Raw genomic sequence first — 25783 nt, 5'->3', positions numbered from 1 at the left:
GCGCGTCCCGGTCAGCGGTCGAAGCGGTAGCGGGCATAGACCAGGCCGCGGGTCTCGCTCCAATCCGCCGCCTGGTCGAAGCGCAGCGCACCGCCGATGCGCAGCTGCGGCGTCAGCATGTATTCGATGTCCCCGCGCAGCCCGCCGGTCAGGCCGGTCTTGGTCTGGCCGGCATAGAAGGCGTTGATGGAGCTGTCGGAGGCCGCGGCGGCGGCCAGCGCGGCCTGGCGGGCGGCATCGTTCGGGAAGACCGCCGTGCGGTCCTCCGTGAAGGTGGTCAGCCCGATGGTGGCGCCGAGGCGGTAGGAGAGGTCGCCGGAGCGGCCGCGATAATCCAGCGGCACGTTCGCGGACATGAAGCTCTGCGGGCTGAAATAGCCGCCATGGCCCAGCGTGAAGAAGCGCAGGTTCTTGTCATAGGCGAAGTAGACGAGGTCGAGGCCGGTGACGAGTTCCTCGTTCGCCGTGCGCCAGAGCGGCGTCTGGAAGCCGGCGCCGGCCTCCATGCGGCTGTTCTCCGCGACGCCGTCGCCGGCGAAGGCGAAGTAGCCGCCGGCGATGTAGAAATTCGTCTCGCCGCTGCTGAACTCGATCTGCGCGCGGCCGCCGGTGCGCACCACGCCGCCCCAGACGGTGCTGGTGACGGGGTCGCGCCGCCCGCCCCAGGAGAGCAGCGTGTCCGTCATCGCCCGGCGCTCGGCGGTCAGGCGCAGGCGGACGCCGTCCCCGATCTCGGGCGCGATCTCGATGCCGCCGACATAATTCTCCTGCAGGAAGCCGAGCGGCGTGGTCCCGAGGTCGATCGTGAAGCCCGGGCGCGAATAGGCCGCACCCAGCGCCACGCCGGACTGGCTGGACCCCGTATTGCCGGCCTGCGCGGCCTGCTGGGAGGTCAGCGTGCCGTTGCTGCCCGGCAGCGTGGTGGGGAAGCCGCCATAGCGGCGCATGGAGCCGAGCTGGGGCGAGAGGTCCCCGGCATCAAGGCTGACGGCGCTGACGCGGGCGGTCAGCCGGCCGCCGACGCCCGGCATGGCGATGCTGCCCTCGGCGCCCGCATGGCTCTCGTTCAGCTTGTCGATGCCGGAATCGCCGGACCGCACGCGCATGCCGAGCGCCGGGTTGATGCGCGGCGCCGCTTCCTCCCGCACCTCGCCCAGCTGGCGGTTGATCTCGCTCAGCAGGGGGTCGGCGGTGGGGGCGGCCTGGTTCGGCAGCTGGAGCTGCGCCTGGGCGAACTGCATCCCCTGCATGCCCGGGGCGGCGGGGGCCAGGCCCTGGCTGGCCTGCGTCATCTGCAGCTGCGCGGGGGAGAGGTCCTGCCCCGCCAGCGGCGTGCGGCGGAAGGGGTTCTCATAGCCCGGGGTCACCCGCTGCTGCGGCAGCGTCGCCTGCGGCAGCACGCCGCCGGTGATGACGCTGGGCGGCTGGGTATCGAGGCCGATCTGCTGGCGGCGCAGCTGCGCGGCCTGCTGCAGCGCGGCCTGGGCGCGGCGCTGGTCGCCCCAGGCGCGGGCGAGGCGCGCTTCCAGCAGCGGGATGCGCGCATCGTTCGGCATCAGCGCGCGGCCCTCGCTGATCAGGGCCTCGGCCTTCGCCCAGTCCCGCGCCGCGACGGCGGCATCAAGGGAGGCGGTGCGGGCATCCGTGTCGCGCGGGTTGCGCGACAGCACGGCATCGGCGATGCGCCCGGCCTGCTCATGGTCCCGCGCGCCCTGGTAGAGCCGGGCGAGGGCCAGGTTGGCGGCGGGGTTGGCGGGGTCGTTCTGCAGGGTCGGCACCAGCACGTCGAAGGCCGTGGCGCGGTCGCCGCGGGCATTCAGCTGGTCCGCCGCGCGGATCGACAGGCCGGAGGCCAGGCCATTCGCCGTGCGGCGCTGTTCCGCCGTCAGGCGGTTCGGGTCGATCTGGGTGGCGCGCTGCGCCGCTTCCTGGTCCAGCCCCGCTTCCATCAGCGCGCCGGCGGCGGCCAGCTGGGTGGCCGGCTGCTGCGCCCGGGCATTGATGGCGTAGAGCCGCGCGGCTTCCTGCGCGCCGCGCGGGTCGTTCATGGCGTTCAGCGCGCGCACCACGGCGGGCCCGACCTCACCCGAGGGATCGGGGCGCGACGCCATGGCGAGGAGCTGCTGGCGCGCTTCCTGGCGGCGGCCCTGGCTGGCCAGCGCGGCGGCGGCGGCGACCTGCGCCTGGATGCGCATGGAGCCCAGCATGCGCGACTGGTCCGCGGTGCGGACATTGGCGGGGATGCGTTCCAGCAGGCGCACGGCTTCCGCCGGGCGGGACTGCTCGCTCGCGAAGATGGCGGCGGCGTGGATCGTGTCCGGCGTCGCGCGGCTGGCGACGGTGCCGTCGATCAGCGCGCGGGCATCGGCGCCCTGGCCGCTGCGAGCCAGCAGCCGCGCCAGGTCGAGCCGCGGCCAGGGGTTGGAGGGGTCGTTCTGCACGGCCGCGCGCAGCAGGGCGGCGGCGGCGGCGGGGTCATCCGTGCGCTGCGCCTCGGCCCGCAGCGCATCGGCGCGGACCTGGGGGGCGTTGGTGCCGCCGATGCGGCGGAACACCTCCTCGGCTTCCGCGAACTTGCCCTGGGCCTGGAGGGAATTGGCGAGGCCCGACATGGCGGCGCCGAAATTGCCGCGGCGGGCCAGCGCCGCGCGGTAGCGCTGCTCCGCCAGCCCCGCATTGCCCTGGCGCAGCGCGATGTCGCCCAGCAGCGCTTCCGCATCCGGCCGGTCGCCGCCATTGCGGGCGGTGATGCGCGCCAGCAGCGCCTCGGCCTGGGAGAAGTTGCCGGCATCGACCAGGTTGCGCGCGGCCTGGATATCGGGGCCCGGCGCGCCGCCGCCCCCGCCCTGCCCCGGGCCGCCGCGCTGGGAAGCCCCCTGCAGCGCGCGTTCCCAGGAGGAGCGGCGGGAGGGATCGGCCTCGATCGCCGCCATCAGCAGCCGGCGCGCATCCGCCTGGCGGCCCTGGCGCAGCCGGATCAGGCCGAGGCCGCCCAGGCCATCGGCATCATTGGGATCGAGCGCCAGGACGGCGTTGAAGTTCTCCTCCGCCTCCCGCAGCCGGTTGCCGTTGAAGTTGCGCCAGCCGGCGACGCGGTTCAGGCCGATATCGTCGGCCGGCGTCGGCGGCGGGTTGCGCGCCAGTTCCAGGCGGCGCTGGATTTCCGCGTCATCCGGGAATTGCTGCAGGTAGCCTTCCAGCGGCCGCACCGCTTCCGGCCCATCGCCCAGCCAGGTCAGCGCCTGGCGCCAGGCGGCGGAGGCGCTCTGCTGGTTGTCGCCCTGGCCGGAGAGGCGGCGCAGCTGCTCGATCCCCTGGGCGCGCGTCTCCTCCCGGTAGGTCAGGATCTGCGCGTTGGCGAGCTGGATGGCGACGTTGCTGGGCGCGCGGCGCGCCAGGGCGCCGATGCCGTCCCGCGCCTCGCGCCACCCGGCCTCGGTCCCCGCGAGCGTCTGGTAGTATTCGAGGGCGAAGGTGTCCGGGATGGGGGCGCCGGCGAAGATCTGGCGGTAGCGTTCCACCGCTTCCGCGTTGCGCCCGGCCTGGGCCAGCTGCCGCGCCTGCGCCAGCGCCGCGGCATCGACGGTGGAGGTGCGGACGGCGGCATCGGCCTGCATGGTGCGCGGATCGGCCGGCGCGGTGGCGCGCAGCCGGGCCAGGGCATCCTGCGCCTGGGCGGTGTTGCCGAGCTGGGCCTGGGCTTCGGCGATGCCGGACAGGGCATCCGCGTTGCGCGCATCCACCTGCAGCACGCGTTCCAGGGTGCGGATCACCTGGTCCGGCCGGTTCTGCAGCTTCCAGTAATTCGCCTGGTCGAGCAGCGCCGCCACGCCGCGTTCCTGGGCGAGCGCGGGTGTGGCGAGCAGCGCGGTGCCGAGCAGGGCGGCGCGCAGGCCGGGGCGGGTCGGGGTTCGCAGGAACATCATGTCGTGCGGGTCCGGAGGCGGATCGCGGCGCGGCGGCGCAGCGCCCAATAGGCGGGGATGGCGACGATGGCACAGGAGGCGACGAGCAGGAGCAGCAGCAGGTCGGGCCTGGTGGACATGAAGTATTGCGGCCAGACATGCGGCGGCAGGCTGCCGACCGTGTAGTGGCCGCCCAGCGAGAAGCTGCTGATCCGCCCGCCGCTGAGGATGGCGAGGTCGCCCTGGATGCGGGGCGATTGCTCGGGGTCGCGCAGCGCGGCCAGCATCATCTCCAGCCCCTGCGGCGTGGTGCCGGTCAGCGCCACGACGGAGCGGCCGGAGCGCAGCGGGCTTTCGAAGCCCATCAGGATGCCGAGGCCATCGCCGGTGGAGCTGAGCAGGGCGGAGGCCTGTTCACGCGCGATCCGGGGCTCATCGCCCAGGAACAGGTTGCGGAAGCTCTCCATCGTGTCGGGCAGCGCGACGGAGAGGCGGTTGCCGTCCAGCTTCACCGGCCCGTCGTCGCGCAGCAGCGTGTTCAGCGCGGGCTGGCGGCCGAGCGTGCCGATCACCAGCAGGTCCCGCGCCGCCACGGCTTCCATGCCGCCGGGCCGCACCACCTCCATCCCCGTGGCGGGATGGCCGACATGGGAGGAGAGGCGCCCGACCAGCGTCAGGAAGGAGGACAGCTCCACCGTGTTCGGCCGTTCCGGCAGCACCGCGGCGGTTTCGCTGAAATTGGCCATGCGCGTGAAGGGGAAGCCCGATCCCGCGAAGAAGGCCAGGTTCGGCAGCGTGGTGAAGCGGTAGGCGTCCGTCAGGTCGATCGTGCTGTCCGGGTCGATCGAGGCGCGGACATCCGCCGGCACCGCCACGCAGTCGCCGCGATGCATCGGCCGCATGTCGAAGCGCAGCTGCAGCTCGTTCATGCCGAAGATCAGGTAGGCCGGCAGGCCGAAGCGGGAGCTCTGCCGGTCCGCCTGGCCGATCTGGCGGCTCAGCAGGTTGATCGGCCAGGGCGCTTCCGGCGGGCTGAGCGGCAGGCTGCGCAGGTAGATGTCGTTCAGCGCGACATCGAGGCGCGAGACCGCCACATCCATGATCGGGCCGGGGGGGCTGCGGTAGTGCAGATCGACCGGCAGCGGGCGGCCGCGCCAGGTGTAGAGGTCCGGCGCCGTGCGGAAGGGCAGCGCGATCGGGCCCGGCGCGTAGCCATAGGCCTGCAATTCGCTGGGATCGACCAGTTCGCCGAAGCGCACCGGGCGGTCGCTGCGGATCCAGCGCGGCGCGTCATAGGGCTGGCGGGGCGGCAGGGTGATGGGCTGCACCACCGCAACCTCCCCGGCCAGGGCTTCCTTGCTGCCGGCCAGCACCGTCGCGGCCTGCGCGGCTTCCGCGCCGGTGCGCCCGCCCACGATCAGCAGCAGGCTGTAGGGGTCGGAGGGATGCGGCACCAGGGCCAGGGTCGGGCCATCGAAGCGCGGCAGGTTGATGCCGGCGATCTGTTCGTTCCCGGCGGCGATCACCACCGTGTTGCCGCGGGGCGGCAGCTGGAAGGAGACGGGGAAGCTTGCGCCGCGGTAGTCCGCCTGCACCGCGAACCAGGAGGCGACGGAGGCCGCGGCCTTCAGCGAATCATTGCCCGCGCCTTCGGAGACCACGACCGGCAGGATCAGCGGCTCCCGCAGCAGGCGCGGGTCGAAGAAGGGCTCCGGCAGGCGGGCCAGGTCGCGCTGCAGGGGCAGGCGCTCCAGCGTCACCTGCAGGGTGGAGAGGTCGGAGATGTTGGCCCAGAGCAGGCCGGAGAGCGGGTCGTTGCACTCCACCGTGTAGCGGCCGGTGAAGCGGAAGTTCAGGCGGTTGAGGTCGGCGAAGAAGACCGGGTTGATCGGGAATTCCAGCGGGCCGAAGGCGGGGCGGTTGCGGTCGGGGTTGATGACGCCGACGAACTGCTCGTTCAGCGACATCGCGATCTGGCTGTATTCCGGGATCAGCGCCGGGCTGGTCGCGCCCTGGAGCACGAGGCGCGCGGCCGTCACGACCTCATCCCCCCGCACGCCGAAGAGCACGCCCTGGAGGTCCGAGGTGCCGCGCATCTGCATGGGCGCGCGCAGGCCGAGCTGGCGGAGCGTCCGCGTCTCCGTGCGGGAGGAGCCGTCCCCGGTGGGGGAGCCGAAGCTGCCGACCATGGGCACGCCGCCGAGGAAGCCCGGCTGCGCCGCCGGCAGCGGGCCGCCGGGCTGCGGGGCCGCGGCGCCCGTGCCCTGCGGGGTGGTGAGAAGCCCGCCGCCCAGGGCGGGCGCCGGGGGCGCGAAGCCGCCGGAGGTGGGCGCGGTGCCGGCGCCGGGGGCCGCGAAAGGCGAACCCGCGCCCGGGGGCGTGAGGGGCGACCCCGCGCCCGGGGGCGCGAAGGGCGAACCCGTGCCGGGCGTGAGCGGCTGGCCCGCCGCCGGCGCGCCGAAGGTGCCGGTGCCCGGGGATTGCGGCGGCAGCGTCATCGGCAGGCCCTGCGGGCCGGGCTGCAGGGGGGAGGGCGGCGGCGGCGCGCCGCGCAGGTTCACCTGCGCGGCCGCGATGCCGGGCGCGCCGAGGGCGAGCATCAGCGCGATGGCGGCGGCGCGGCGGACGCTGCTTTCGCCGCGCGGGCGGCGCGTGGGCGCGGGCGGCGCCGCGGCTTCCCCGGCCGCGATGCTGTCGGCGCCTTCCGTGCCCGGCGGCGGCACGATGCGGACGGCGGGCTTCTTGGGCTGGCGGCTGCGGCGCACGAAGAAGGAGAACTGGCTGTCGCCCCGGAACAGGCCGCCGATCGAGCGGGCAACCTCCGCCAGGCTGCGGAGGGGTTTGTCTTCTCGCACGTCGTCCCAATCCACCCAGGCATCCGCGCGGCCGAGGACCGCGCGAACGATATTGCCTTCGTCATGCAGCGTCTGCGCCGCGAAGCGCACCTGCAGCCGCCCATCGGTCCAGCGGAGGATCTCCGCCGGGATCGCCACCCATTCCGAGCCGACATCGAGTTCGAGCGTCACCGCGGCGTCGTCCGCCACCTCCTCCGGCCGGTCCACCGTGACGGCGGCGCCGCCGAGGGAGAGGTCCATCGTCTCCCCCTCCAGCACCCGTCCATCGGCCAGCACGACATTGGCCGCGACCACGGCGCCGACGCGCGCGCGTTCGCGCACCTGGCGGCGTTCGCGCCCCACCGCGAGGCCCGCGAGCACCACGACGAAGGAGAGCAGCGCCCAGACGAAGTTCAGCGCGAAGGCCTGGAAATCCAGGCTCTCCACCGGGTTCGTCGTCAGGCCGTAGATGCCGGACAGCAGGCCCGCGATCAGCGCCAGCGTCAGCACCATGTTGGGGCCGACCGCGCGCAGGTCGAAGAAGCCTTCCTGCAGCGTGCCGCCCTTGTCCGTGACGTTGAACTTGCCCTTCTTCGGGTCGAGCAGCGTCGCGAGCATGACGGGGATGAGGTAGAGCGCCAGCACCGTCTCGTAGATCTCGGACCAGAAGCTGTGGCGCACATGGCCGGACAGGCGGCTGGTCGCGCCCACGGAATGCAGGATGTGCGGCCCGGCATAGGCGAGGATCGCCAGCGGGCTGGCGGCGATGATGCTTTCGCCGAACAGCAGGAAGGCCAGCGGCGCCGTCAGGAAGACGAAGCGCGGCAGCGGGAAGAGGAAGTGGAACTGCGACATGAAGTAGCAGCAGCGCTGCGCGAAGCGGAGCCCTTCCGCCGTCATCGGGTTCTCGATCCGCAGGATCTGGATCATGCCCCGGCCCCAGCGCATGCGCTGGCCGATATGCAGCATGAGGCGTTCGGTCGCGAGGCCGGCGGCGAGCGGGATGCGGAGATAGGCGGTGCGCCAGCCGCGCCGCTGCATCTTCAGCGAGCAGTGGCAGTCTTCGGTCACCGTCACGGTCGGCACGCCGCCCACTTCCTCCAGCGCCTCGCGCCGGATGACGGCGCAGGAGCCGCAGAAGAAGGTGGCGTTCCAGAGATCGTTGCCCTGCTGCACCAGGCCGTAGAAGAGCAGGCCCTCGTTCGGCACGCGCTGGCCGGAGGCCAGGTTCCGCTCGAACGGGTCGGGCGAATAGAAATGGTGCGGGGTCTGCACCATGGCGAGGTCGCGGTCGCGCAGCAGCCAGCCGACGGTGAGCTGGAGGAAGGCGCGGGTGGCGACGTGGTCGCAATCGAAGATCGCGATGTATTCGCCGGTGGTGTTCTTCAGCGCGGCGTTGATGTTGCCGGCCTTGGCGCCCTTGTTGTCGGCGCGGATGACGTAGTTGCAGCCGACCTGTTCGCAGAAGCGGCGGAATTCGTCGCGGCGCCCGTCATCCAGCAGGTAGACGTTCATCTTGTGGCGCGGCCAGTCCATGGCCAGCGCGCCGTAGATGGCGGGCTTCACCACCTCCAGCGGCTCGTTGTAGCTCGGGATGAAGACGTCGATGGTGGGCCATTCCTCCGGATCCTCCGGCAGCGGCACCGGCTTGCGGTCCAGCGGCCAGATGACCTGGAGATAGGCGAGCAGCATGGTGGAGATGGCGTAGACTTCCGCCAGCAGCAGCCCGGTGCCGAGGAAGGTCTGGGAGAAGCTGGTGAATTCCAGCGTATCGACCAGCCGCCAATGGATGTAGCGCAGCGAGACGAGGACGGAGACGAGGACGATGAAGATCGTCATCCCCCGTCCCGGAATGCGGTCCGCCACCAGGTACAGGAGGAAGCCGGCGACGGCGAGCCAGGCCTGCTGTTCGGCGTCCAGTGGCGCCACGATGAAGGTGGTCCCGATCAGGGCGGCGAGCACCATGATCGGCAGCGAGATCCAGGGGCGAGCCCAGATCCCGCCGCGGAAGGCACGGCCGTGGCGTAGCGCCTGGCCGAAGCTCATCGGGCGCCCCAGCCGAGGCCGAAGCTCTCCGGCGCGTTCGGCAGCGCGGCTTCGATCGCCCGGGCGATGCCGCGGATGTCTTCCGCGGCGCGGCTGTCCGGCGCGATCTCCTGCACCAGCTTCTGCATGGCCAGCGCCTCGGCCAGCGTCTCGTCCCGGCTGACGGCGCCGAGCAGGCGCGGGCCGAGGTGCCGCGCCACGGCATCGGCGGCGGCGCGGGAGAGGCGGGAGTTCAGATCCACCTCGTTCAGCACGACGCGCAGCCGCCCGGCGAAGAGCGCCGCCATGGTGCCCGAGCCGAGGAAGCGGCCGCTGTCGATGTCCGGGATCAGCGCGGCGCTGATCGCTTCCGCCTGCAGCACGGCAACGACCATGGAGGCCATGGGCACCAGCACCGCCAGCGCGTGGGAGGGGCCGGGCGAGGTATCGGCGATGACGGTCAGGCCGGGATCGGCCAGGATGGCGCGCATGGGCGCGGCCAGCAGGTCCGGGTCACGCTCCAGCGCCGCGGCCAGGCCGAGCGCGCCGCGCAGCTCCATCGCGCCATGCGGCAGGACCATGACGCCCGACGGCGTCTCCCGCACGCAGGACCGCCAGTCCGGCCGGCGCGGCAGGTCCGCGGTGAAGCCGCCCATGTCGGTCAGCGGCACGCCGAAATGCAGCCGCAGCGTGTTCTGCGGGTCGAAATCCATTACCAGCACGCGCCGGCCGTCGCGCTGGAGCGCATCGGCCAGGTTGGCGGCCAGGGTCGTCTTGCCGACGCCGCCCTTCGGAGAGGCAAAGCAGATCAGGGGCATGGACGAAGGAAGCCTCCGGTCAAGTCGTTGGCCGGTCTGCGCGCGGGGGGCGGCGCATAGCGGTATAGGCATCGGCCGCGCCCGCGGCCCCGGCCGCGAGCAGGCGGAGCAGGTCGGGCAGCGGCATCTCGACATCCGCCGCCGGCACCAGGGCCGGCCGCGGGCGGAGGGCGGGAAGGGTGGGCGGCGCGGCGGGCGCGGGGCCATCGCGGCGCACGGGCATCCCGCCCGGAAGGTCCAGCGCCTCGATCAGCGGGAAGAGGCTGAGCGCGCCGCCGGTGGGGGCGGAGCCGCCGGGCGCCGCGGTGGACAGCGCGGCAAGGGTGGTGAGGCCGGTGCGGGGCGGCGGCGGCAGGGGGGCGACGAGGTCCGCGGCGCGCAGCAGCGTCATCGCCTCCACCCCCGGCCGGGCGGCGGGCGAAGCGGCGACGGGTGCGGGCGGCGGGGGTGCGGGCGCGGGCGGCGGCGGGGGTGCGGGCGGGGGCGGCGGGGCCGGTTCCGGCGCGGCGGGGGTCCAGCCCGGCGCGGCGGCGGGCGCGGCCACGGGCGCCGCGACCGGCGCGGCCACGGGTTCCGGCAGCGGCGGCAGGGCGCGGAGCGGCGGCAGCGGCGGCAATTCGGGGCGCGGTGCCGCCACGGGCATGGGCGCGGGCGCGGGCGCCGGCGCGGGTGCCGGCGGGGGCGGCGGCACCCAGGCATGCTCCGCCGGCAGCGGCGGCAGCGGCGGCAGGGCGGGATTGGCCCAGGACGGCCCCTGCGGCTCCGGCCGGGGGGCGGGCTCGGGCGAGTCGGGCCAGGCCGGGGCGGCGGGCTCCGGCCAGGCGGGTGCCGTGGCGGCGGACCAGGCGGGGGCCTGGGGTTCCGGCCAGGCCGGGGCGGGCGGGGGTTCCGGCCAGGCCGGCGGGGCGGGTTCCGCGGGCGGGGGCTGCCAGGCTTCGGCGGGCGGAAGTGCTTGTTCCTGCGGCGTTTCCGCCGCCTGCGTCATGGCGCCGAGCAGCGCATAGCCATCCGGTTCCGGCGCGGGCAGGGGCGTCCGGACCGGTTCGTTACCGAAACTACGATACCGGATGGCCGGGGCACGCAACGCGGCGGCCACCCGTGCCACATCCGTATCCTGCGCCATAAGCAATGAACCCCCGATTGCAATGCAACATGCCGTGCCCTGGCCGTTAAGGGAATAGCCAATCCCCGTCTCGAAATCATCGTCAGTTTTTACGCGATCACGAATCTCTCCAAGCGAGACGCGCTAGAAGGGTCAAAACGGCTGAATAATAGTCCTTAGCCTCATCCACTGTAGGCAAGATCGGAAAAGGTGTACCAATCGCACCCTGCCGCGCCGTGGCGACGAGCACGATCGCCCGGATGCCGGGGGAGGCCGCGTAGGGCGAGACGCTGTCGGAGGTCAGGTCCGTCCAGGCCGGCAGGCGGGCATGCTGCGGGTCCAGCCAGAAGCGCACGGCGCTGGCCACCGCGGGCTCCCGCCCCAGCCCCGCCCAGGCCAGGTAGAGCGGCACCCGCACCGCATCATAGGAGAAGCGGGCGGGCCAGCCCGGCGCCGGGGCGGGCCGGCCGCCCCCCCGCGGCAGCGCCACCCAATCCGCCGGCAGCCCCCAGCGGCCGAAGCGCGCGCGCCGCAGCAGGGAGAGCCCATCCGCCGCGAGTCGCAACCAGAGCGGATCGGGCACCGCCTGGGCCAGGGCCCGCATGGCGGGGAAAGCGTAGTAGGAGGGGTTGAGCACCACATGGTCCCGCTGCTCGAAGCCGGCGACGCCGGGCAGCAGCACCGTCTCCTCCCCCACCTGGCGGACCAGCAGGCGCAGGATGTCGCGCGCGATGGCGGCGCCCTGCCCGGCATAATCCCCGTCCGGCCAGCGCTGCGCGGCGCGCAGCAGGGCCCAGGCGATCATCAGGTCGCCATCGGTGGCGTTGTTCGGGTCATCCACCAGGCCGCCCGTGCCTTCCGGCCGCCAGCGCCAGGAGGAGAGCGCATCGCCCCGCCGCGCCAGCGTCCGCCGCGTCCAGCCCCAGATGCGGTCGAAGGCATCCCGGTCATGCGCCCGCTCGGCGCAGAGCAGGCCCCAGCCCTGGCCCTCGCTGTGGGAGATGCCGCCATTGCCGCCATCCACCACCCGCCCGTCGGGCTCCAGGAAGCGGGTGCAGAAGGCCTGCCATTCCGCGGCCTCCAGCGCCCGCAGCCCGATGCCGGAGGCGCCCAGCGCCGGCGCGGCGAGGGTGAGGAGGAGGGCGCGGCGACGGAGGCGGGGGCTCGGCATGGGCTCCAGGGTCGCAGTGGTGGGTGAAGGGGAGGTTGACCACCCCAATCAACAACTTTTTCTGTCCGGAATCTAGCAGAATACCCGTATAGGTTGTAATTTAATCGGAGCCGGCTCGTTCCGCCTTCATCACGCAAGCGGCGCGCAGGCGGCTTCCAGCCAGGCGCGGTCCGGCGCCGGCAGCAGCGGGCCGACCGCCGCCAGGACGCGCGCGTGGTAGGCATCGACCTGCGCGCGCTCCGCCGGGGCCAGCAGGGCCAGATCGACCAGCCGCCGGTCATAGGGCGCCAGGGTCAGCGTCTCGAACCGCAGGAAGGGCTTGGCCTGGCCGGGCAGCGATGGCGCGGGCTGCACGAGGAGCAGGTTCTCGATCCGGATGCCGTAGTGCCCGGGGCGGTAGAAGCCGGGCTCGTTGGACAGGATCATGCCGGGCGCCAGCGGCACCGGCTTCGCCGCGCGGCTGATGCCGGCCGGCCCCTCATGCACCGAGAGGAAGCTGCCGACGCCATGGCCGGTGCCGTGGTCATAGTCGAGCCCCGCCAGCCAGAGCGGCCGCCGCGCCAGCGCATCCAGGTGCGGCCCCGCGATGCCGTCGGGGAAGCGCAGCGCGGAGAGCGCGAGGTGCCCCTGCAGCACGCGGGTATAGGCTTCGCGCAGCTCCGCCGGCGGGTCGCCCGGCCCGGTCCAGAGCGTGCGCGTCACATCCGTGGTGCCGTCCCGGTACTGGGCGCCGCTGTCGATCAGATAGGCCTCCTCGGCGCGGATCGGGCGGTCGGTCGCGGGGGTGGCGCGGTAATGGATGATGGCGCCGTGCTCCCCGGCGCCGGAGATGGCGGGAAAGCTCTCCGCCACGAAATGCTCGCCCTCCGCCCGCAGCGCGAGCAGGCGGGCGGCGGCGGACATCTCCGTCAGCCCCCCGACCGGCGCGGCTGCGGCGAACCAGGCGAGGAAGCGGGCGAGCGCGACGGCGTCCCGGCGGTGGGCGGCGCGGGCGCCCTCCTGCTCCACCGCGTTCTTGCGGGCGCGCGGCAGGCGGCAGGGATCCTCCCCGGCTTCCGGCGTCGCGCCGGCGGCGCGCAGCGCCTGGGCGAACCAGGCGGGGGTGACATCGGGGTCGAGGCGCACGCGGCGGCCGGCCAGGGCGCGCAGCCGGTCCGGCAGGGCGGCGGGGGGATGCAGGGCGACGGCGTTGCCGAGATGGGTGCGCAGCGCGGCATCGGCACGGGCGGGGTCGAGGAAGAGTTCCACCGCGCCCTCCGCATCCAGCAGGGCGACGGCCAGCGCCAGCGGCGTATGGGCCAGGTCGCTGCCCCGGATATTCAGCAGCCAGGCGACGGAATGGGCATCCGCCAGCACCGCGGCCCCCTGCCCCGCCGCGCGCAGCGTGGCCGCGGCCTCCGCCCGCTTGGCCGCGGCTTCCGCCCCGGCGAAGGCGGTGGGATGCGGGATGGCGGGGGCGGCGGGGGGCGCGGGGCGATCGGCCCAGATCGCGTCGATCGGGTTGGCGGGAAGCGGCACCAGCGTGGCGCCGGCCTGGGCCAGGCGTTCCAGCGCGGGCTCCGGGTGCAGCCAGGGGTCGTAGCCGATGCGCGCCCCCGGCGTTTCCGCCTTCAGCACCGCGGCCGGGGGCTGGTCGATGAGGTGGCGGAATTCCCACAGCGCGCCATCCACCTCCTGCCGCGCCTGGGTGGTGTAGCGCCCATCGATGAAGAGGAAGGCGCGGTCCCGCAACACCAAGGCGAGGCCGGCGGAGCCGGTGAAGCCGGTCAGCCAGGCCAGGCGCTCGGCCGAGGGCGGCACGTATTCGCCGAGGAAGGCATCGGCGCGGGGGACCAGGACGCCATCGATGCCGAGGGCGTCGAAGCGGGCGCGGAGGGCGGAGAGGCGGGCTTGGAGGGGCTGCGTCACGGGATGTGTTACCGAAGCTCTAACGTTGAAACATATGTCCACAGTGTTTCATGCGTTTGGCGCATGGCTCGGCTGTTGCCTCGCCGCATCACCTGTGGCGCCGGAACACCTATGTTGCACCTGCGAAGCACGGCCGGGGACAGAACATTCCCCGACGCGCACCACAACAGAGGTCATCATGAACGCCCGCATCCCCGAGGAACAGGTTGGCCTGTTCCCCCACGCCGCCACCACCCGCATGACGCGCGAGACCGAGCTGGAAGCGATCCGCTTCGCCGCGATGCGCGCGCGGGACGAGGCCATCGCCGCCGGCGTGCGGAAGCTGTTTGCCGCCATCGGCCATGGCATCGTCGCCGCCGCCGATGCGGTCCGCGCCTGGCCGGAGCGCCGCCGGACCTATGAAAACCTGCGCGCCCTGTCCGACCGCGAGCTGGCCGATATCGGCCTGACCCGCGGCGACATCGCCCGCGTCTTCGAGCCCGGCTTCAGCGCCAACCAGCCCCGCCCGGCGAATGGCGCGGCGCCGAAGCCCGCCAACGCGAATGTCGCGGTGGCCGGCAAGGCGCTGGCGGCCTGAGTTACCCACCGGGGACCCCGGCGGGTCCCCGGGCGGAAGCACGGGGCCGGTTTCCGCAAGGAAGCCGGCCCCGTCGCGTGTTCCAGCGCCTCCTGAGGACCGTCAGGCGCCTCAGCGCCTGCGCAGCACCGTCAGGCGCCTCAGCGCCTGCGCAGCACCGTCAGGCGCCTTGGCGCCTGCGAAGCACAAGCGTCGTCCAGGCGCCCTGCGGCAGCATGCGTTCCAGCACCATGCCGCGCCGGCGATGCGCCGCCAGCACCATCCGCGCCTGCGTCCCCAGCAGCCCCGCCAGGATCGCCGTGCCGCCGGGCGCGAGCCCGACCGACATCGAGCACGCCATGGAACAGAGCGGCCGCGCGAGGATGTTGGCGAAGACGACGTCGTAGCGCCGCCCGGCCTTCACATGCCGGTCCCGCCAGCCATCGGCGAGCCTGGCCCGCACCAGGCGGCCGACGCCATTCATGCGCGCATTGTCCTGCGCGACGCGGACGGACCAGGGCTCGATATCGGTGGCCAGCACCGGGCGCTTCAGCCGCTTGGCCGCCGCCATGGCGAGAATCCCCGACCCCGTGCCGAGGTCGAGCAGCCGCCGCTTCGGCCGCCGGTCGCGCGACACTTTCTCGAACGCGATCAGGCAGCCGCGGGTCGAGTTGTGCTCGCCGGAGCCGAAGGCGATGCCGGCATCAAGCGTCAGCACCGTGCGGCCATAGAGGCGGCGCGGGGCCACATGCGTCGGCCGCACCAGCACGTCGCCGCCGATCGGCATCTCCTCGAAGGTCGAGAGCGTGCGGGCAAGCCAGCCCTCGGCCTCCACGGGCGCGACCTGCAGGGCGGGCTGCTCCACGCCGGCCATCAGGGAGGCGAGGGCAAGGGCGCCGGTGAATTCATCGTCCGGCGAGCCCTGGGGGCGCACGCCCTCCACCCGCCAGGTGTCGCTGGGCTCGTCCTTGAACAGGGCGACGGAGCGGCAATGCGTCAGGAAGGCGGCCTCGAAGGCCGGCACGGCGTCCTCCGGCAGGCCCTCCATCCAGATGGTCTCCAGCGGATCCGCGCGCCGGTCCCGCTGCATGGAGTAGGTATCCCGAGCCATCAGACGTCGCTTGCCTTCTGCACGAACCGGTCCAGCACCCGCTTCTCCCCGGCATGGTCGAATTCGATGTCGAGGCGGTCATCCTGCACCGCGGTGACGGTGCCGTAGCCGAATTTCTGGTGGAACACCCGCTCCCCCTTGCCGATGCCACTCGCCTGGGCGGGGCGTTCCTTCACCTCCCAGGCGCCGGCCTCGATCACGCGGGGGCGCCGCGCCATCAGCCCCTGCTGGCCGAGAAAGACCGAGGGTGTGTCGGCCATCCGGTGCGCGCGCATCTGCGCGGCCCCTTCCCGCTCGATCGCCTCGGCCGGCAATTCGTCGAGGAAGCGGGACGGGAGCGAGGAGGTCCAGTTGCCGTAGATGCGGCGGTTCGCCGCGTGGCTGATCACCGCTGTCTTCCGCGCGCGGGTGATGCCGACATAGGCGAGGCGCCGCTCCTCCTCCAGCGACTTCTCGCCGCCCTCATCCATGCTGCGCTGGGACGGGAACAGGCCTTCCTCCCAGCCCGGCAGGAAGACGGTGTCGAATTCCAGGCCCTTGGCGGCGTGCAAGGTCATGAGCTGGATGCGCTCGGCCTCGGCGTTCTCATCCGTCTCCATGACCAGCGCGACATGGTCGAGGAAGCCGGCCAGCGAGGGATAGTCGCCCATCGCGCGCAGCAGTTCCTTCAGGTTCTCCAAGCGGCCCGGCGCCTCCGCGCTGCGGTCCTGCTTCCACATGTCGGTGTAGCCGCTTTCCTCCAGCACGGTGGCGGCGGCGACGACATGGCCTTCCTTCTCGTTCACCGCGCGCCAGCGGACGAAGCCGCGCATGAGTTCCCGCAGCGCGGTGCGCGGCTTGGGCTTCAGCGCCTCCGTCTCCGCCAGGCGTTCGGCCGCGATGGCGAGTGGCACGGATTGCGCGCGTGCCGCTTCGTGGATGGCGCGCATGCCGCTGTCGCCAAGGCCGCGCTTCGGGACATTCACGATGCGCTCGAAGGCCAAATCGTCGGCGGGCTGCTGGAGGACGCGGAGATAGGCCATGGCGTCGCGGATTTCCGCGCGCTCGTAGAATTTCAACCCGCCGACGACGCGATAGGGCAGGCCGAGGGTGATGAGGCGTTCCTCGAAGCTCCGCGTCTGGAAGCCGGCGCGGACCAGGATGGCGATCTCCGAGAGCGGATGGCCGGAACGTCGCGCGGCCTCGATCCGCTCGCCGACCATCCGCGCCTCATCCTCGCTGTCCCACAGCGAGACGACGCGCACCTTCTCGCCGGAGGCATCGTTGCGGCCGGACCGCAGCGTCTTGCCGAGGCGGCCGGTGTTGCGGGCGATCAGGCCGGCGGCGGCGGCGAGGATGGGCTTGGTCGATCGGTAGTTGGATTCCAGCCGCACGATGCGCGCGCCCGGAAAATCCTTCTCGAACCGCAGGATGTTCTCGATCTCGGCGCCGCGCCAGGAATAGATCGACTGGTCGTCATCGCCGACGCAGCAGATATTGCGGCGGTTCGGATCCTCGTGCTGGGCCAGCAGACGCAGCCAGAGATACTGGACCAGGTTCGTGTCCTGGTATTCGTCCACCAGGATGTAGCGGAAGCTGCGGTGGTAATCCGCCAGCACGTCCGGCCGCGTGCGCAGGATCTCCGTCATGTGCAGCAGCAGATCGCCGAAATCGGCGGCGTTCAGCTCGATCAGCCGCTTCTGGTAGCCCGCATAGATCTCGCTGGCGCGGTTGTTGGCGTAGTCGCTGTCCTCGGCCGCCGTGATGCGCTGGGGCGTCAGGCCGCGATCCTTCCAGCGCTGGATCACCGCCATCATCCCGGGCGCGGGCCAGCGCTTGCTGTCGATGTTGGCCGCCGCCATCACCTGCTTCAGCAGGCGCATCTGGTCATCGGCATCGAGGATGGTGAAGTTGGTCTGCAGGCCGACGATCGCCGCGTGCCGCCGCAGCATCCGCGCGCAGAGCGCGTGGAAGGTGCCGAGCCAGAGGCCCTCCACCGGCCGGCCGATGATGGCGGCGACACGCTCCCGCATCTCCCGCGCCGCCTTGTTGGTGAAGGTGACGGAGAGCACCTCCCAGGGCCGCGCCTTGCCGGTCATCAGCAGATGGGCGAAGCGCGTGGTCAGCACGCGGGTCTTCCCCGTGCCGGCACCGGCCAGGACCAGCAGCGGGCCGTCCAGCGCTTCCACCGCCTCCCGCTGCTCCGGGTTCAGGCGGGTGATGTAGTCGGGTGCCGTTACTGACATGTGCCGACGCTCCCCGCCGCGCAGAGGCGCTGGCCATCCGTCCATCGCGCGCCATCCAGGATGGCGCCGGAGAAATCGGCGCCGGTCAGATCGGCACCGGTGAGGTCCGCGCCGCTCAGATCCGCGCGGAACAGCCGGGCGCGGCGCAGATCGGCCCGCGCCAGCACGGCGCCGCGCATCACGGCCCGGGTGAAATCGGCCTCCCGCAGCACCGCCTCCGTCAGGTCGGCGCCGGTCAGGTCGGCGGAGAGGAAGCGCCCATCGGTGGCATCCACCCCCACCATCTTCGCCTGCGCCAGCTTGGCCCGCTGCAGCGAGGAATCGCGCAGATGCCCGCGGCTGAGATCGACGCCGGTCAGGTCCCGCCCATCCAGCAGGCAGCGCCGCCACACGACCTCCGGCGCGGCCGGGGAGGTGCAGGCCGCATAGGCCGGGACCGCGAGGAGCAGCGCGGCGAGGACGAGGGTGGGGAGATGACGGGGTTGCACAAGCCGGATATAGAACACGGAGCGAACAACTCCAACCGCCAGGCCTTGCGCAACCTTCTCCTGCCCTTCGAATGGTCGGCCCGGCATGGCGGCGCGCTGCTGGGCTTCGGCGTCTTCGCGGGCGTGATCTTCCCGCCCCTGGCCAGCGCGACGCGGGACCTCGTCTCCCCCGGCGTCTTCTGCCTGATGACGCTGGTGCTGCTGCGCGTGGATTTCGTGCAGGTCATCGCCTATCTGCGCCGGCCGCTGATGGTGGCGGGGCTGCTGGTGTGGCTGCTGCTGGCCTGCCCGCTGATCGTCTTCGCCATCACCCGCCTGCTCGGGCTGGACGGGCCGCTCGGTGCCGCCGTCGTGATCATGGCGACGGGCTGCGCGGCCACCTCCTCCCCGGCCTTCGCCAGGCTGGTGGGGCTGGATGGGGAGATCGCGCTGGTCGTCTCCGTGCTCTCCACCCTGCTGGTGCCCTTCATCGCGCCGCCCCTGGCGCTCGGGCTGCTGGGCATCGACCTGGCCATCTCGCTCTCCGCGCTGATGACCAGGCTGGCGCTGGTGGTGGGGCTGCCGCTGGTGCTGTCGCTGATCATCCGCCGGTTGGCGGGGCCGGATCGCCTGGCGCGGACGGGGCGCGCGGTGGATGGCGCGGTGGTGCTGCTGGTCGTGCTCTACGGCTTCGGCGTGATGGAGGGGATGCAGGCGAAGATCCTGGCGGAGCCGCTCTGGGTCGCGGGCGGCCTCGCGCTCGCCTTCGCCGGCAATTTCGGGCTGAACCTGCTGACGGCACTCGCCATGCGGCCGGTGGCGGGCACGCGGGTCGCGCTCTCCGCCGGGCTGCTCTCGGGCAACCGCAACATGGCGCTCTACATCGCGGTGCTGCCGGCGGCGACCGACCCCAGCATCCTGCTGTTCTTCGCGCTCTGCCAGTTTCCGCTCTTCCTCAGCCCCTTCCTTCTGAAGCCGGTCTATGAGGCGCTGCGGGCCCGCGGCGTGCGTTGAGGAGCACGCACTGAAGGGCGTTCCCAGGCGGCGCGCGGCGGGTCTAGGCTTCCCCCAATCCTGAGGAAGCACCGCGCGCATGACCTGGCCCAACCCCGCCCGCCCCGGCGAGCCCGCCGATGCCAACCGGCCCTGGCACTGGGTCGCCCGCGCGGATGACGGCGGCGCGGCGCCGCTGCCGATCGGCTGGAACGGCGCGCTGCGGGCCTGGATGGTGTGGGATGGCAGCCACCTCTCGGCCGCGGAGGCGGCGCAGCGTTTCACCTATCTCGGCCCCTGCCTGACGCCCGACGAAACGCGCGCGGCCATGGCGGCCCAGGCGACGGCGGCGGAGCCCCGCGGCCTGGCGGCCCTCGCCGCCTCCGCCGAACCGCCGCCGCCGCCGGCCATGATCTACAAGAAGGACGCGGTGCGGATGCACCTGATGATCTTCGCCGGCACGCTCATCGCCACGCTGTTCCTGGCGGAGAAGGTGGTCCGCTGGTGATGCCGGGGAAGGCGCTGCCTTCCCCGGACCCCATCCGCCAGGCCCGAGACGGGCCTGGACCGTCCTCAGTCAGCCGGCATTCTGGGGCTGGACGCCGGCGGCGCGGGCGGCGGCGCCCCATTTCTCCAGCTCGGCCTGCACGAAGGTCCTTGTGTCGTCAGGGTTGGAGACGACGACCTCCGCCCCCAGCGACCGGTGGCGCGCCACCACATCGGGGCGCTGCACCGCGGCCGTGATCTCCCGGTGCAGGCGGTCCAGCACCGGCGGGGGCAGGTTGGCCGGGCCCATCACCATGCCCCAGGTGGAGGCCTCGAACCCCGCCACGCTCTCCCCGATCGTCGGCACATCGGGCAGCTGCGGCGCGCGGGTGGCGCCGGTGGTGGCCAGCGCCTTCAGCGTGCCGGCCTGGATATGCGGCAGCGCGGCCGGGACGGTGTCGAACATGATGTCCACCCGGCCCGCGATCAGGTCCGGATGCGCCTGGGTCGATCCGCGATAGGGGACATAGGTCATCTCGATCCCCGTCCGCTGGCCGAACAGCACCGGGGCCAGCCGCACCACCCCGCCCGTGCCCGCGAAGGTCACATGCCCCGCCGGGTTGCGCTTGGCATGCGCCACCAGCTCGGCGGGCGTGGAGGCCGCGAAATTCCGCGCGGCGCAGAGCACCAGCGGCGTCTTCGTGGTCAGCGTGATGAAGGTGAAGTCCCGCATCGTGTCATAGGGCAGCCGGTAGAAGGCGGCATTGACGGGATGGCCCACGGACACCAGGGCCAGGGTGTGCCCATCGGCGGGGGAACGGGCCACCGCCTCCGTCCCGATCACCCCATCCGCGCCCGCGCGGTTCTCCACCGGCACCGGCACGCCCATGGCCGCGGCCATGGGGTCCGCGATCAGCCTTGCCGTGATGTCGGACACGCCGCCCGGGGTATAGGGCACGACGATGCGGACGGGGCGGGATGGAAAGGCCTGGGCCTGGGCCAGGCGGCCGCCGAGGGCCAGGGCCGGCGCGGCCAGCAATGCGGCGCGGCGGGTGATCAGGGTCATGGGGCGCTTCCTCCTCCGGTCTCACGCCGGTCCCGCGATGCTGGACCGGGCGTGGAGGGAGGGGAAGGCCGTTCCGGCCCGGCGGGGTAGCCTGGAATGCCCCTCGGGCTTGCGCCCTAGGCCGCCTTGGGGCGCGCCCCCAGCAGATGCGCGATGGCGTAGGTCAGGTCCGCGCGGTTCAGGGTGTAGAAGTGGAACTCGTCCACCCCGTTCGCCTGCAGCAACCGCACCTGCTCCGCCGCGATGGCGGCGGAGACCATGCGCCGCGTCTCCGCATCCTCGTCCAGCCCCTCGAACAGCTTGCCCATCCAGTCGGGGACGGAAGCGCCGCACATCGCGCTGAACTTCTTCACCTGGGAGAAATTCGACACGGGCAGGATGCCCGGGACGATGGGCACGGTGATGCCCGCCGCCGCGCAACGGTCGATGAAGCGGAGGTAGATATCCGTGTCGAAGAAGTACTGGGTGATCGCGCGCGTCGCGCCCGCATCGATCTTCCGCTTCAGGAAATCCAGGTCCGCGCTGGCCGAGGCCGCCGCCGGATGAGTCTCCGGATAGGCGCCGACGCTGATGTCGAAATCGCCGATCCGGCGCAGGCCCCGCACCAGGTCCTCGGCCTGCGCATAGCCGCCGGGATGCGGCGTGTACTGGCTGGCGCCGGCCGGCGGGTCGCCGCGCAGCGCGACGATGTGGCGCACCCCCGCCTCCAGGTAGCCGCGCGCGACCTCATCCACCTCATCGGTCGTGGCGCCGACGCAGGTCAGGTGGGCGGCCGGCGTCAGGCTGGTTTCCTTGGCCAGGCGGGCCACCGTCTCATGCGTGCGCGTGCGGGTGGTGCCGCCGGCGCCGTAGGTGACGGAGACGAAACGAGGACCCAGCGGCTCCAGCCGCCGGATCGCGGCCCAGAGGGACTGTTCCAGCGTCTCGTTCTTGGGCGGGAAGAACTCGAAGGACAGCTTCGGGGGCGGCATCTCGCTCGGCACCGGCAGGCCGGCCACGCGGGGGCCGGTCAGCCAGCGCTGCAGGGTGCCGGGATAGGCCTGGTCCATCGGTCCGTTCTCTCGCCTGGCGCTGGGGGGCCGCCCCGCCATGCGGCGGGAACCCGGGGTTGATATGACTGTTCGTAACTTCGGCGGCACCGTTGTTCCGTTGGCCGCCAGCGCCGCATATAAGGAAGACCCTGCGGGCCGGGAAGGGCTGGCACGCACGGGCAGGTTGTGCCCCCTTCCGCCCTCCGGAGGTCAAGTTTGAGCCGCATGACGCCCCCCCGCCAAAGCCTGATGGCGAAGCGCCTTGCCGCGCCGGTGCTGGCAATCGGACTGGCCCTTGGCCTGTCCGCCTGTGCCACGCGCCCCGACCCCGCGGATGCGGAGGCGGTCGCCGAGTTCAACGCCAACAACGACCCGCTGGAGCCGCTGAACCGCGGCGCCTACTTCGTCCATGACGGGATCGATACGCTGGTGCTGCGCCCGGCGGCGGAGATCTACCGCTTCTTCCTGCCGCCGGAGCTGCGCACCGCCATCCGCAACGTGCTGGCCAATCTGCGCACCCCCGTCATCCTGGTGAACGACCTGCTGCAGGGCGACACGCAGCGCGCCGCCACCACCACGGGGCGCTTCCTGGTCAACACCACCGTCGGCATCGGCGGCATCTTCGACCGCGCGACCGAATTCGGCCTGCTGGGCCATACTGAGGATTTCGGCCAGACGCTGGCGGTCTGGGGCGCGCCGGAAGGCCCCTACCTCTTCATCCCCGTGCTCGGCCCGTCCAACCCGCGGGACCTGGTGGGCACCGCCGTCGATACGGCGATCCACCCCCTGACCTGGACCGGCAATAGCGGGGAGACGCTGGAAGCCATCACCATCACCCGCACCGCGCTCACGGCCCTGGATACCCGGGAAAGCCTGATCGAGACGGTGGACCAGGTGAAGGCCGGCTCACTCGATCCTTACGCCACCATCCGCAGCGCCTATCGCCAGCGACGCGTTGTGGAGATCCGCAACCAGGGTGGCGCCCCGGCGGCGGCGCGCGGGACCGGCTTCGGGGTCGGAACCGGCGTGCCGCAGCAGCAGCGCTGAGCGACACCCCGGGCGCGCCCCAACAGATGGACCGCATGATGCACAGCCTCGACCGCCGCAGCCTGATGATCGCCGCCGCCGGCCTGGCCCTGATGGGCCGGGCCGCCCATGCCCAGCAGATCGACCCGGCCCGCGCGACCAGCTTCATCCAGCAGACCGGCGAGGAGCTGGTGGCGGCCATCAATGCCGTGGGGTCCCCGGTGGCGCAGCGGCGCGAAAGGGTGGCCGCCGTGCTGCGCCGCGCCGTGGATGTGGAAGGCGTCGGCCGCTTCATCCTGGGCCGCTTCTGGCGCAGCGCGACGCCGGAACAGCAGGCGGACTACCTCAAGCTGTTCGAGGAGATCCTGATCCGCAACCTCTCCGCCCGGTTCGGCGAATACCAGGGCGTGCGCTTCTCGCTCGGCCGCAGCCAGGCGCGGACGGAGGAGGATGTGCTGGTCAACACCATCGTGGAACGCCCCGGCAGCGCCGCCTTCGGGCTCGACTGGCGCGTGGCGGAAGTGGGCGGCGCGCCGCGCGTGGTGGACGTGATCGCGGAAGGCACCAGCCTGCGCCTGACCACGCGCAGCGAATACAGCAGCGTCATCAGCCGCAATGGCGGCAATGTCGGCAGCCTGCTGACGGCGATGCGCCAGCAGATCCAGCAGCTGGCGGCGCGCGAAGGCAGCTGAGCCCAGGGGGGGGCGCCGGCCCCCCTCAGCCCGCCGGCGGGAACGCCTCGAACACCAGCATCTCCCGCCCCCGATAGGTGAAGCGGTCGCATTCCGCCATGCCGAGGTCGGTCAGCACCGCCCGGCTGGCGTGGTTGCCTTCCCAGGCCACGGCGACGATGCGCGCCAGCCCCCGCCGGAAGCCGAAGGCCAGCGCCGCCCGCGCGGCTTCCCGCGCATAGCCCTTGCCGCGGCAGGACGGCCACAGCGCGAAGCGCACCGCGACGCCGCGCCCATCCGGCCGCTCCATCAGGCCCGTGATGCCGAGGAATTCGCCCGTGCCGCGCTCGAACACGGCCCAGGTGCCGTAGCCCCGGACCAGCCAGAACTCCATGTCATCCTCAAGCTCCTCCCGCGCGCGCTCCGGCGTGCGGGTGCCATGGAGCATGAGGCCGAAGGCGGCCTCGTCCGCCTTCAGGCGGATCAGGTCGGGCAGGTTCTCCGGCGCCACGGGGCGGAGCGAAAGCCGCTCCGTCGTGATGCCGTTGCCTTCCGCCAGACGCGGAATGACCAAGGATCTACCGGGCCAGCGGCTTGTACTTGATGCGGTGCGGCTGGTCCGCCGCGGCGCCGAGTCGACGTCGCTTATCCGCCTCGTAGGCCTCGAAGTTACCCTCGAACCACTCGACGTGGCTGTCGCCCTCGAAGGCCAGGATGTGGGTCGCCAGGCGGTCGAGGAACCAGCGGTCGTGGCTGATGACCACGGCGCAGCCCGCGAATTCCTCCAGCGCGTCTTCCAGGGCACGCAGCGTATCGACGTCGAGGTCGTTGGTCGGCTCGTCCAGCAGCAGGACGTTGTGTTCCCGCTTCAGCATCTTGGCCAGGTGGACGCGGTTGCGCTCACCGCCCGAGAGCACGCCGACGCGCTTCTGCTGGTCCGCGCCCTTGAAGTTGAAGGCGGCGACATAGGCGCGGGACGGGACCGTCCGCTTGCCGATGGTGATCTGGTCCATCCCGTCGGAGATTTCCTGCCAGACCGTCTTGTTGTCATCCAGGCTGTCGCGGGACTGGTCCACATAGCCGAGCTTCACGCTCTCACCGACCACGAGCTTGCCGGCATCCGGCCCCTCGACGCCCGTGATCATCTTGAACAGCGTGGACTTGCCGGCGCCGTTCGGGCCGATGATGCCGACGATGCCGCCGGGCGGCAGCTTGAAGTTCAGGTCGTCGATCAGCAGGCGGTTGCCGTAGCCCTTGCGCAGCCCCTCCGCCACGATGACGGTGTTGCCGAGGCGCGGCGCCGGCGGGATGACGATCTCGGCCTCGCCCGGGCCCTTCTCCTGGCTCTTGGCCAGCATCTCCTCATAGGCCGCGATGCGCGCCTTGGACTTGGCCTGGCGCGCCGCGGGGCTGCGGCCCATCCATTCCTGCTCCTTGGCCAGCTGGCGCTGGCGGGCGCTCTCCTCCCGCTCCTCCTGCTGCAGGCGCTTGCGCTTCTGGTCGAGATAGGCGGAGTAGTTGCCCTGGTAGGGGAAGCCCCGGCCGCGATCGACTTCCAGGATCCAGTTGGTGACGTTGTCCAGGAAGTAGCGGTCGTGCGTCACGACCAGCACGGCGCCCTGGTAGTCCTTCAGCGTCTGCTCGAGCCAGGAGACGCTCTCCGCGTCCAGGTGGTTCGTCGGCTCGTCCAGCAGCAGCAGGTCGGGCTTCTCCAGCAGCAGCTTGCACAGCGCGACCCGCCGGCGCTCACCGCCCGAGAGATGCGCGACGGGGCTGTCGATCGGCGGGCAGCGCAGCGCGTCCAGCGCGATCTCGATCCGCCGGTCGATCTCCCACCCCTCCGCCGCGTCGATCTTCTCCTGCAGCTCCGCCTGCTCGGCGAGGAGGGTGTTCATCTCCTCCTCCTCCATCGGCTCGGCGAATTTCTCGGAGATCGCGTTGAAGCGGGCGAGCTGGGCGGAGAGCTCCGTGAAGGCCTCCATCACGTTCTCGCCGACCGTCTTGTCGGGGTTGAGGTGCGGCTCCTGCGGCAGGTAGCCGACGCGCGCGCCCTCCGCCGCCCAGGCCTCGCCGCCGAATTCCTTGTCGAGGCCCGCCATGATCTTCATCAGCGTGGACTTGCCGGCGCCGTTCGGGCCGAGCACGCCGATCTTCACATTGGGCAGGAAGGAAAGGGTGATTCCCTTGAAGACCTCTCGCCCGCCCGGATAGGACTTGGTGAGGTCTTTCATCACATAGACGTACTGCCAGGCGGGCATTGCTTCGGCTTCCGGAGGACGGGCGGGAGGCGGGGGTTTTACCGCGCCGCACCCGTCGCTGCAAACCGGACAAGCCGCAGGGGGACGCCGTCCCCCCGCACCCCCATGCCAGGGTCCAGCCGGACCCTGG

At 72.2% G+C, this 25783-nt stretch carries 18 protein-coding genes; 5 read left to right on the top strand and 13 right to left on the bottom strand.

Features of this window, described 5'->3' with window-relative positions:
- Positions 1-11 precede the first annotated feature (11 nt).
- From JJI54_RS08290 to JJI54_RS08265, 6 genes are all read right to left on the bottom strand, one after another.
- Entirely contained in the window at positions 12-3926 is a 3915-nt protein-coding gene (locus JJI54_RS08290) for a cellulose biosynthesis protein BcsC (RefSeq protein WP_203072499.1), read from the bottom strand.
- Entirely contained in the window at positions 3923-8785 is a 4863-nt protein-coding gene (gene bcsA, locus JJI54_RS08285; RefSeq protein ID WP_203072498.1) for a UDP-forming cellulose synthase catalytic subunit, read from the bottom strand. The genes JJI54_RS08290 and bcsA overlap by 4 nt, the downstream gene beginning before the upstream one ends.
- On the bottom strand, positions 8782-9582 hold the full coding sequence (locus JJI54_RS08280) for a cellulose synthase operon protein YhjQ/BcsQ (protein ID WP_092961557.1): 801 nt from the start codon (positions 9580-9582) through the stop codon (positions 8782-8784). Before JJI54_RS08280 ends, bcsA begins: the two co-directional genes overlap by 4 nt.
- A gap of 19 nt (positions 9583-9601) precedes the next feature.
- Positions 9602-10687 carry a hypothetical protein gene (locus tag JJI54_RS08275; RefSeq protein WP_203072497.1) on the bottom strand — a complete coding sequence of 362 codons (1086 nt, stop codon included), beginning with the start codon at positions 10685-10687 and terminating at the stop codon, positions 9602-9604.
- A gap of 115 nt (positions 10688-10802) precedes the next feature.
- The gene (locus JJI54_RS08270; protein ID WP_203072496.1) at positions 10803-11855 is read right to left on the bottom strand and encodes a glycosyl hydrolase family 8; all 1053 of its coding nucleotides are present in this window, start codon (positions 11853-11855) and stop codon (positions 10803-10805) included.
- Positions 11856-11984: 129 nt separating this feature from the next.
- The gene (locus tag JJI54_RS08265; protein ID WP_203072495.1) at positions 11985-13763 is read right to left on the bottom strand and encodes an aminopeptidase P family protein; all 1779 of its coding nucleotides are present in this window, start codon (positions 13761-13763) and stop codon (positions 11985-11987) included.
- Positions 13764-13941: 178 nt separating this feature from the next.
- Here JJI54_RS08265 and JJI54_RS08260 point away from each other — a divergent pair, with 178 nt between their 5' ends.
- On the top strand, positions 13942-14340 hold the full coding sequence (locus tag JJI54_RS08260; protein ID WP_226381566.1) for a DUF1127 domain-containing protein: 399 nt from the start codon (positions 13942-13944) through the stop codon (positions 14338-14340).
- 160 nt (positions 14341-14500) lie between these two features.
- Here JJI54_RS08260 and JJI54_RS08255 read toward each other — a convergent pair whose 3' ends face one another.
- From JJI54_RS08255 to JJI54_RS08245, 3 genes are read right to left on the bottom strand one after another with little or no spacing between them, the layout of a single operon-like run.
- Complete coding sequence (locus tag JJI54_RS08255; protein WP_203072494.1) at positions 14501-15430, bottom strand: 50S ribosomal protein L11 methyltransferase; 930 nt, start codon at positions 15428-15430, stop codon at positions 14501-14503.
- A complete protein-coding gene (locus tag JJI54_RS08250) occupies positions 15430-17655 on the bottom strand; it encodes an ATP-dependent helicase (protein ID WP_203072493.1) in 2226 nt (741 codons plus the stop codon). The genes JJI54_RS08255 and JJI54_RS08250 overlap by 1 nt, the downstream gene beginning before the upstream one ends.
- On the bottom strand, positions 17646-18161 hold the full coding sequence (locus tag JJI54_RS08245; protein WP_318987465.1) for a pentapeptide repeat-containing protein: 516 nt from the start codon (positions 18159-18161) through the stop codon (positions 17646-17648). Before JJI54_RS08245 ends, JJI54_RS08250 begins: the two co-directional genes overlap by 10 nt.
- Before the next feature lie 27 nt (positions 18162-18188).
- On the opposite strand from JJI54_RS08245, the gene JJI54_RS08240 reads away from it, so the two are divergent.
- Together JJI54_RS08240 and JJI54_RS08235 are read left to right on the top strand one after the other, a co-directional pair.
- A complete protein-coding gene (locus tag JJI54_RS08240) occupies positions 18189-19136 on the top strand; it encodes a bile acid:sodium symporter family protein (protein ID WP_226381565.1) in 948 nt (315 codons plus the stop codon).
- Between the two features lie 79 nt (positions 19137-19215).
- Positions 19216-19623, top strand: coding sequence for a hypothetical protein (locus tag JJI54_RS08235; RefSeq protein WP_203072490.1), 408 nt, complete (start codon positions 19216-19218; stop codon positions 19621-19623).
- A gap of 69 nt (positions 19624-19692) precedes the next feature.
- Here the strand turns inward: JJI54_RS08235 and JJI54_RS08230 are convergent, their stop codons facing one another.
- Both JJI54_RS08230 and metF read right to left on the bottom strand, forming a co-directional pair.
- Complete coding sequence (locus JJI54_RS08230) at positions 19693-20667, bottom strand: tripartite tricarboxylate transporter substrate binding protein (RefSeq protein WP_203072489.1); 975 nt, start codon at positions 20665-20667, stop codon at positions 19693-19695.
- A 116-nt stretch (positions 20668-20783) separates the two neighbouring features.
- On the bottom strand, positions 20784-21716 hold the full coding sequence (gene metF / locus JJI54_RS08225; protein ID WP_203072488.1) for a methylenetetrahydrofolate reductase [NAD(P)H]: 933 nt from the start codon (positions 21714-21716) through the stop codon (positions 20784-20786).
- Between the two features lie 231 nt (positions 21717-21947).
- Here metF and JJI54_RS08220 point away from each other — a divergent pair, with 231 nt between their 5' ends.
- Positions 21948-22745 carry an MlaA family lipoprotein gene (locus tag JJI54_RS08220; protein ID WP_226381564.1) on the top strand — a complete coding sequence of 266 codons (798 nt, stop codon included), beginning with the start codon at positions 21948-21950 and terminating at the stop codon, positions 22743-22745.
- Positions 22746-22771: 26 nt separating this feature from the next.
- Complete coding sequence (locus JJI54_RS08215; RefSeq protein ID WP_203072486.1) at positions 22772-23416, top strand: MlaC/ttg2D family ABC transporter substrate-binding protein; 645 nt, start codon at positions 22772-22774, stop codon at positions 23414-23416.
- 25 nt (positions 23417-23441) lie between these two features.
- On the opposite strand, the gene JJI54_RS08210 is transcribed toward JJI54_RS08215, so the two are convergent.
- Entirely contained in the window at positions 23442-23969 is a 528-nt protein-coding gene (locus JJI54_RS08210; RefSeq protein ID WP_203072485.1) for a GNAT family N-acetyltransferase, read from the bottom strand.
- A gap of 4 nt (positions 23970-23973) precedes the next feature.
- The gene (gene ettA, locus JJI54_RS08205) at positions 23974-25653 is read right to left on the bottom strand and encodes an energy-dependent translational throttle protein EttA (protein WP_203072484.1); all 1680 of its coding nucleotides are present in this window, start codon (positions 25651-25653) and stop codon (positions 23974-23976) included.
- Positions 25654-25783 lie beyond the last annotated feature (130 nt).

The sequence above is a fragment of the Falsiroseomonas ponticola genome, from assembly GCF_016805305.1.
Taxonomy (GTDB): Bacteria; Pseudomonadota; Alphaproteobacteria; order Acetobacterales; family Acetobacteraceae; genus Falsiroseomonas; species Falsiroseomonas ponticola.
The sequence above is the reverse complement of the archived record's forward strand: the minus strand, read 5'-3'. Positions and strand labels throughout refer to the sequence as shown.

Excerpts from the sequence above, each read along its gene's own strand:
- JJI54_RS08270 (WP_203072496.1), bottom strand. The coding sequence starts at position 11,855 with ATGCCGAGCCCCCGCCTCCGTCGCCGCGCCCTCCTCCTCACCCTCGCC.
- JJI54_RS08290 (WP_203072499.1), bottom strand. The coding sequence starts at position 3,926 with ATGATGTTCCTGCGAACCCCGACCCGCCCCGGCCTGCGCGCCGCCCTG.
- bcsA (WP_203072498.1), bottom strand. The coding sequence starts at position 8,785 with ATGAGCTTCGGCCAGGCGCTACGCCACGGCCGTGCCTTCCGCGGCGGG.
- ettA (WP_203072484.1), bottom strand. The coding sequence starts at position 25,653 with ATGCCCGCCTGGCAGTACGTCTATGTGATGAAAGACCTCACCAAGTCC.
- JJI54_RS08230 (WP_203072489.1), bottom strand. The coding sequence starts at position 20,667 with ATGACCCTGATCACCCGCCGCGCCGCATTGCTGGCCGCGCCGGCCCTG.
- JJI54_RS08235 (WP_203072490.1), top strand. The coding sequence starts at position 19,216 with ATGACCTGGCCCAACCCCGCCCGCCCCGGCGAGCCCGCCGATGCCAAC.
- metF (WP_203072488.1), bottom strand. The coding sequence starts at position 21,716 with ATGGACCAGGCCTATCCCGGCACCCTGCAGCGCTGGCTGACCGGCCCC.
- JJI54_RS08220 (WP_226381564.1), top strand. The coding sequence starts at position 21,948 with ATGGCGAAGCGCCTTGCCGCGCCGGTGCTGGCAATCGGACTGGCCCTT.
- JJI54_RS08250 (WP_203072493.1), bottom strand. The coding sequence starts at position 17,655 with ATGTCAGTAACGGCACCCGACTACATCACCCGCCTGAACCCGGAGCAG.
- JJI54_RS08255 (WP_203072494.1), bottom strand. The coding sequence starts at position 15,430 with ATGGCTCGGGATACCTACTCCATGCAGCGGGACCGGCGCGCGGATCCG.
- JJI54_RS08260 (WP_226381566.1), top strand. The coding sequence starts at position 13,942 with ATGAACGCCCGCATCCCCGAGGAACAGGTTGGCCTGTTCCCCCACGCC.
- JJI54_RS08215 (WP_203072486.1), top strand. The coding sequence starts at position 22,772 with ATGGACCGCATGATGCACAGCCTCGACCGCCGCAGCCTGATGATCGCC.
- JJI54_RS08280 (WP_092961557.1), bottom strand. The coding sequence starts at position 9,582 with ATGCCCCTGATCTGCTTTGCCTCTCCGAAGGGCGGCGTCGGCAAGACG.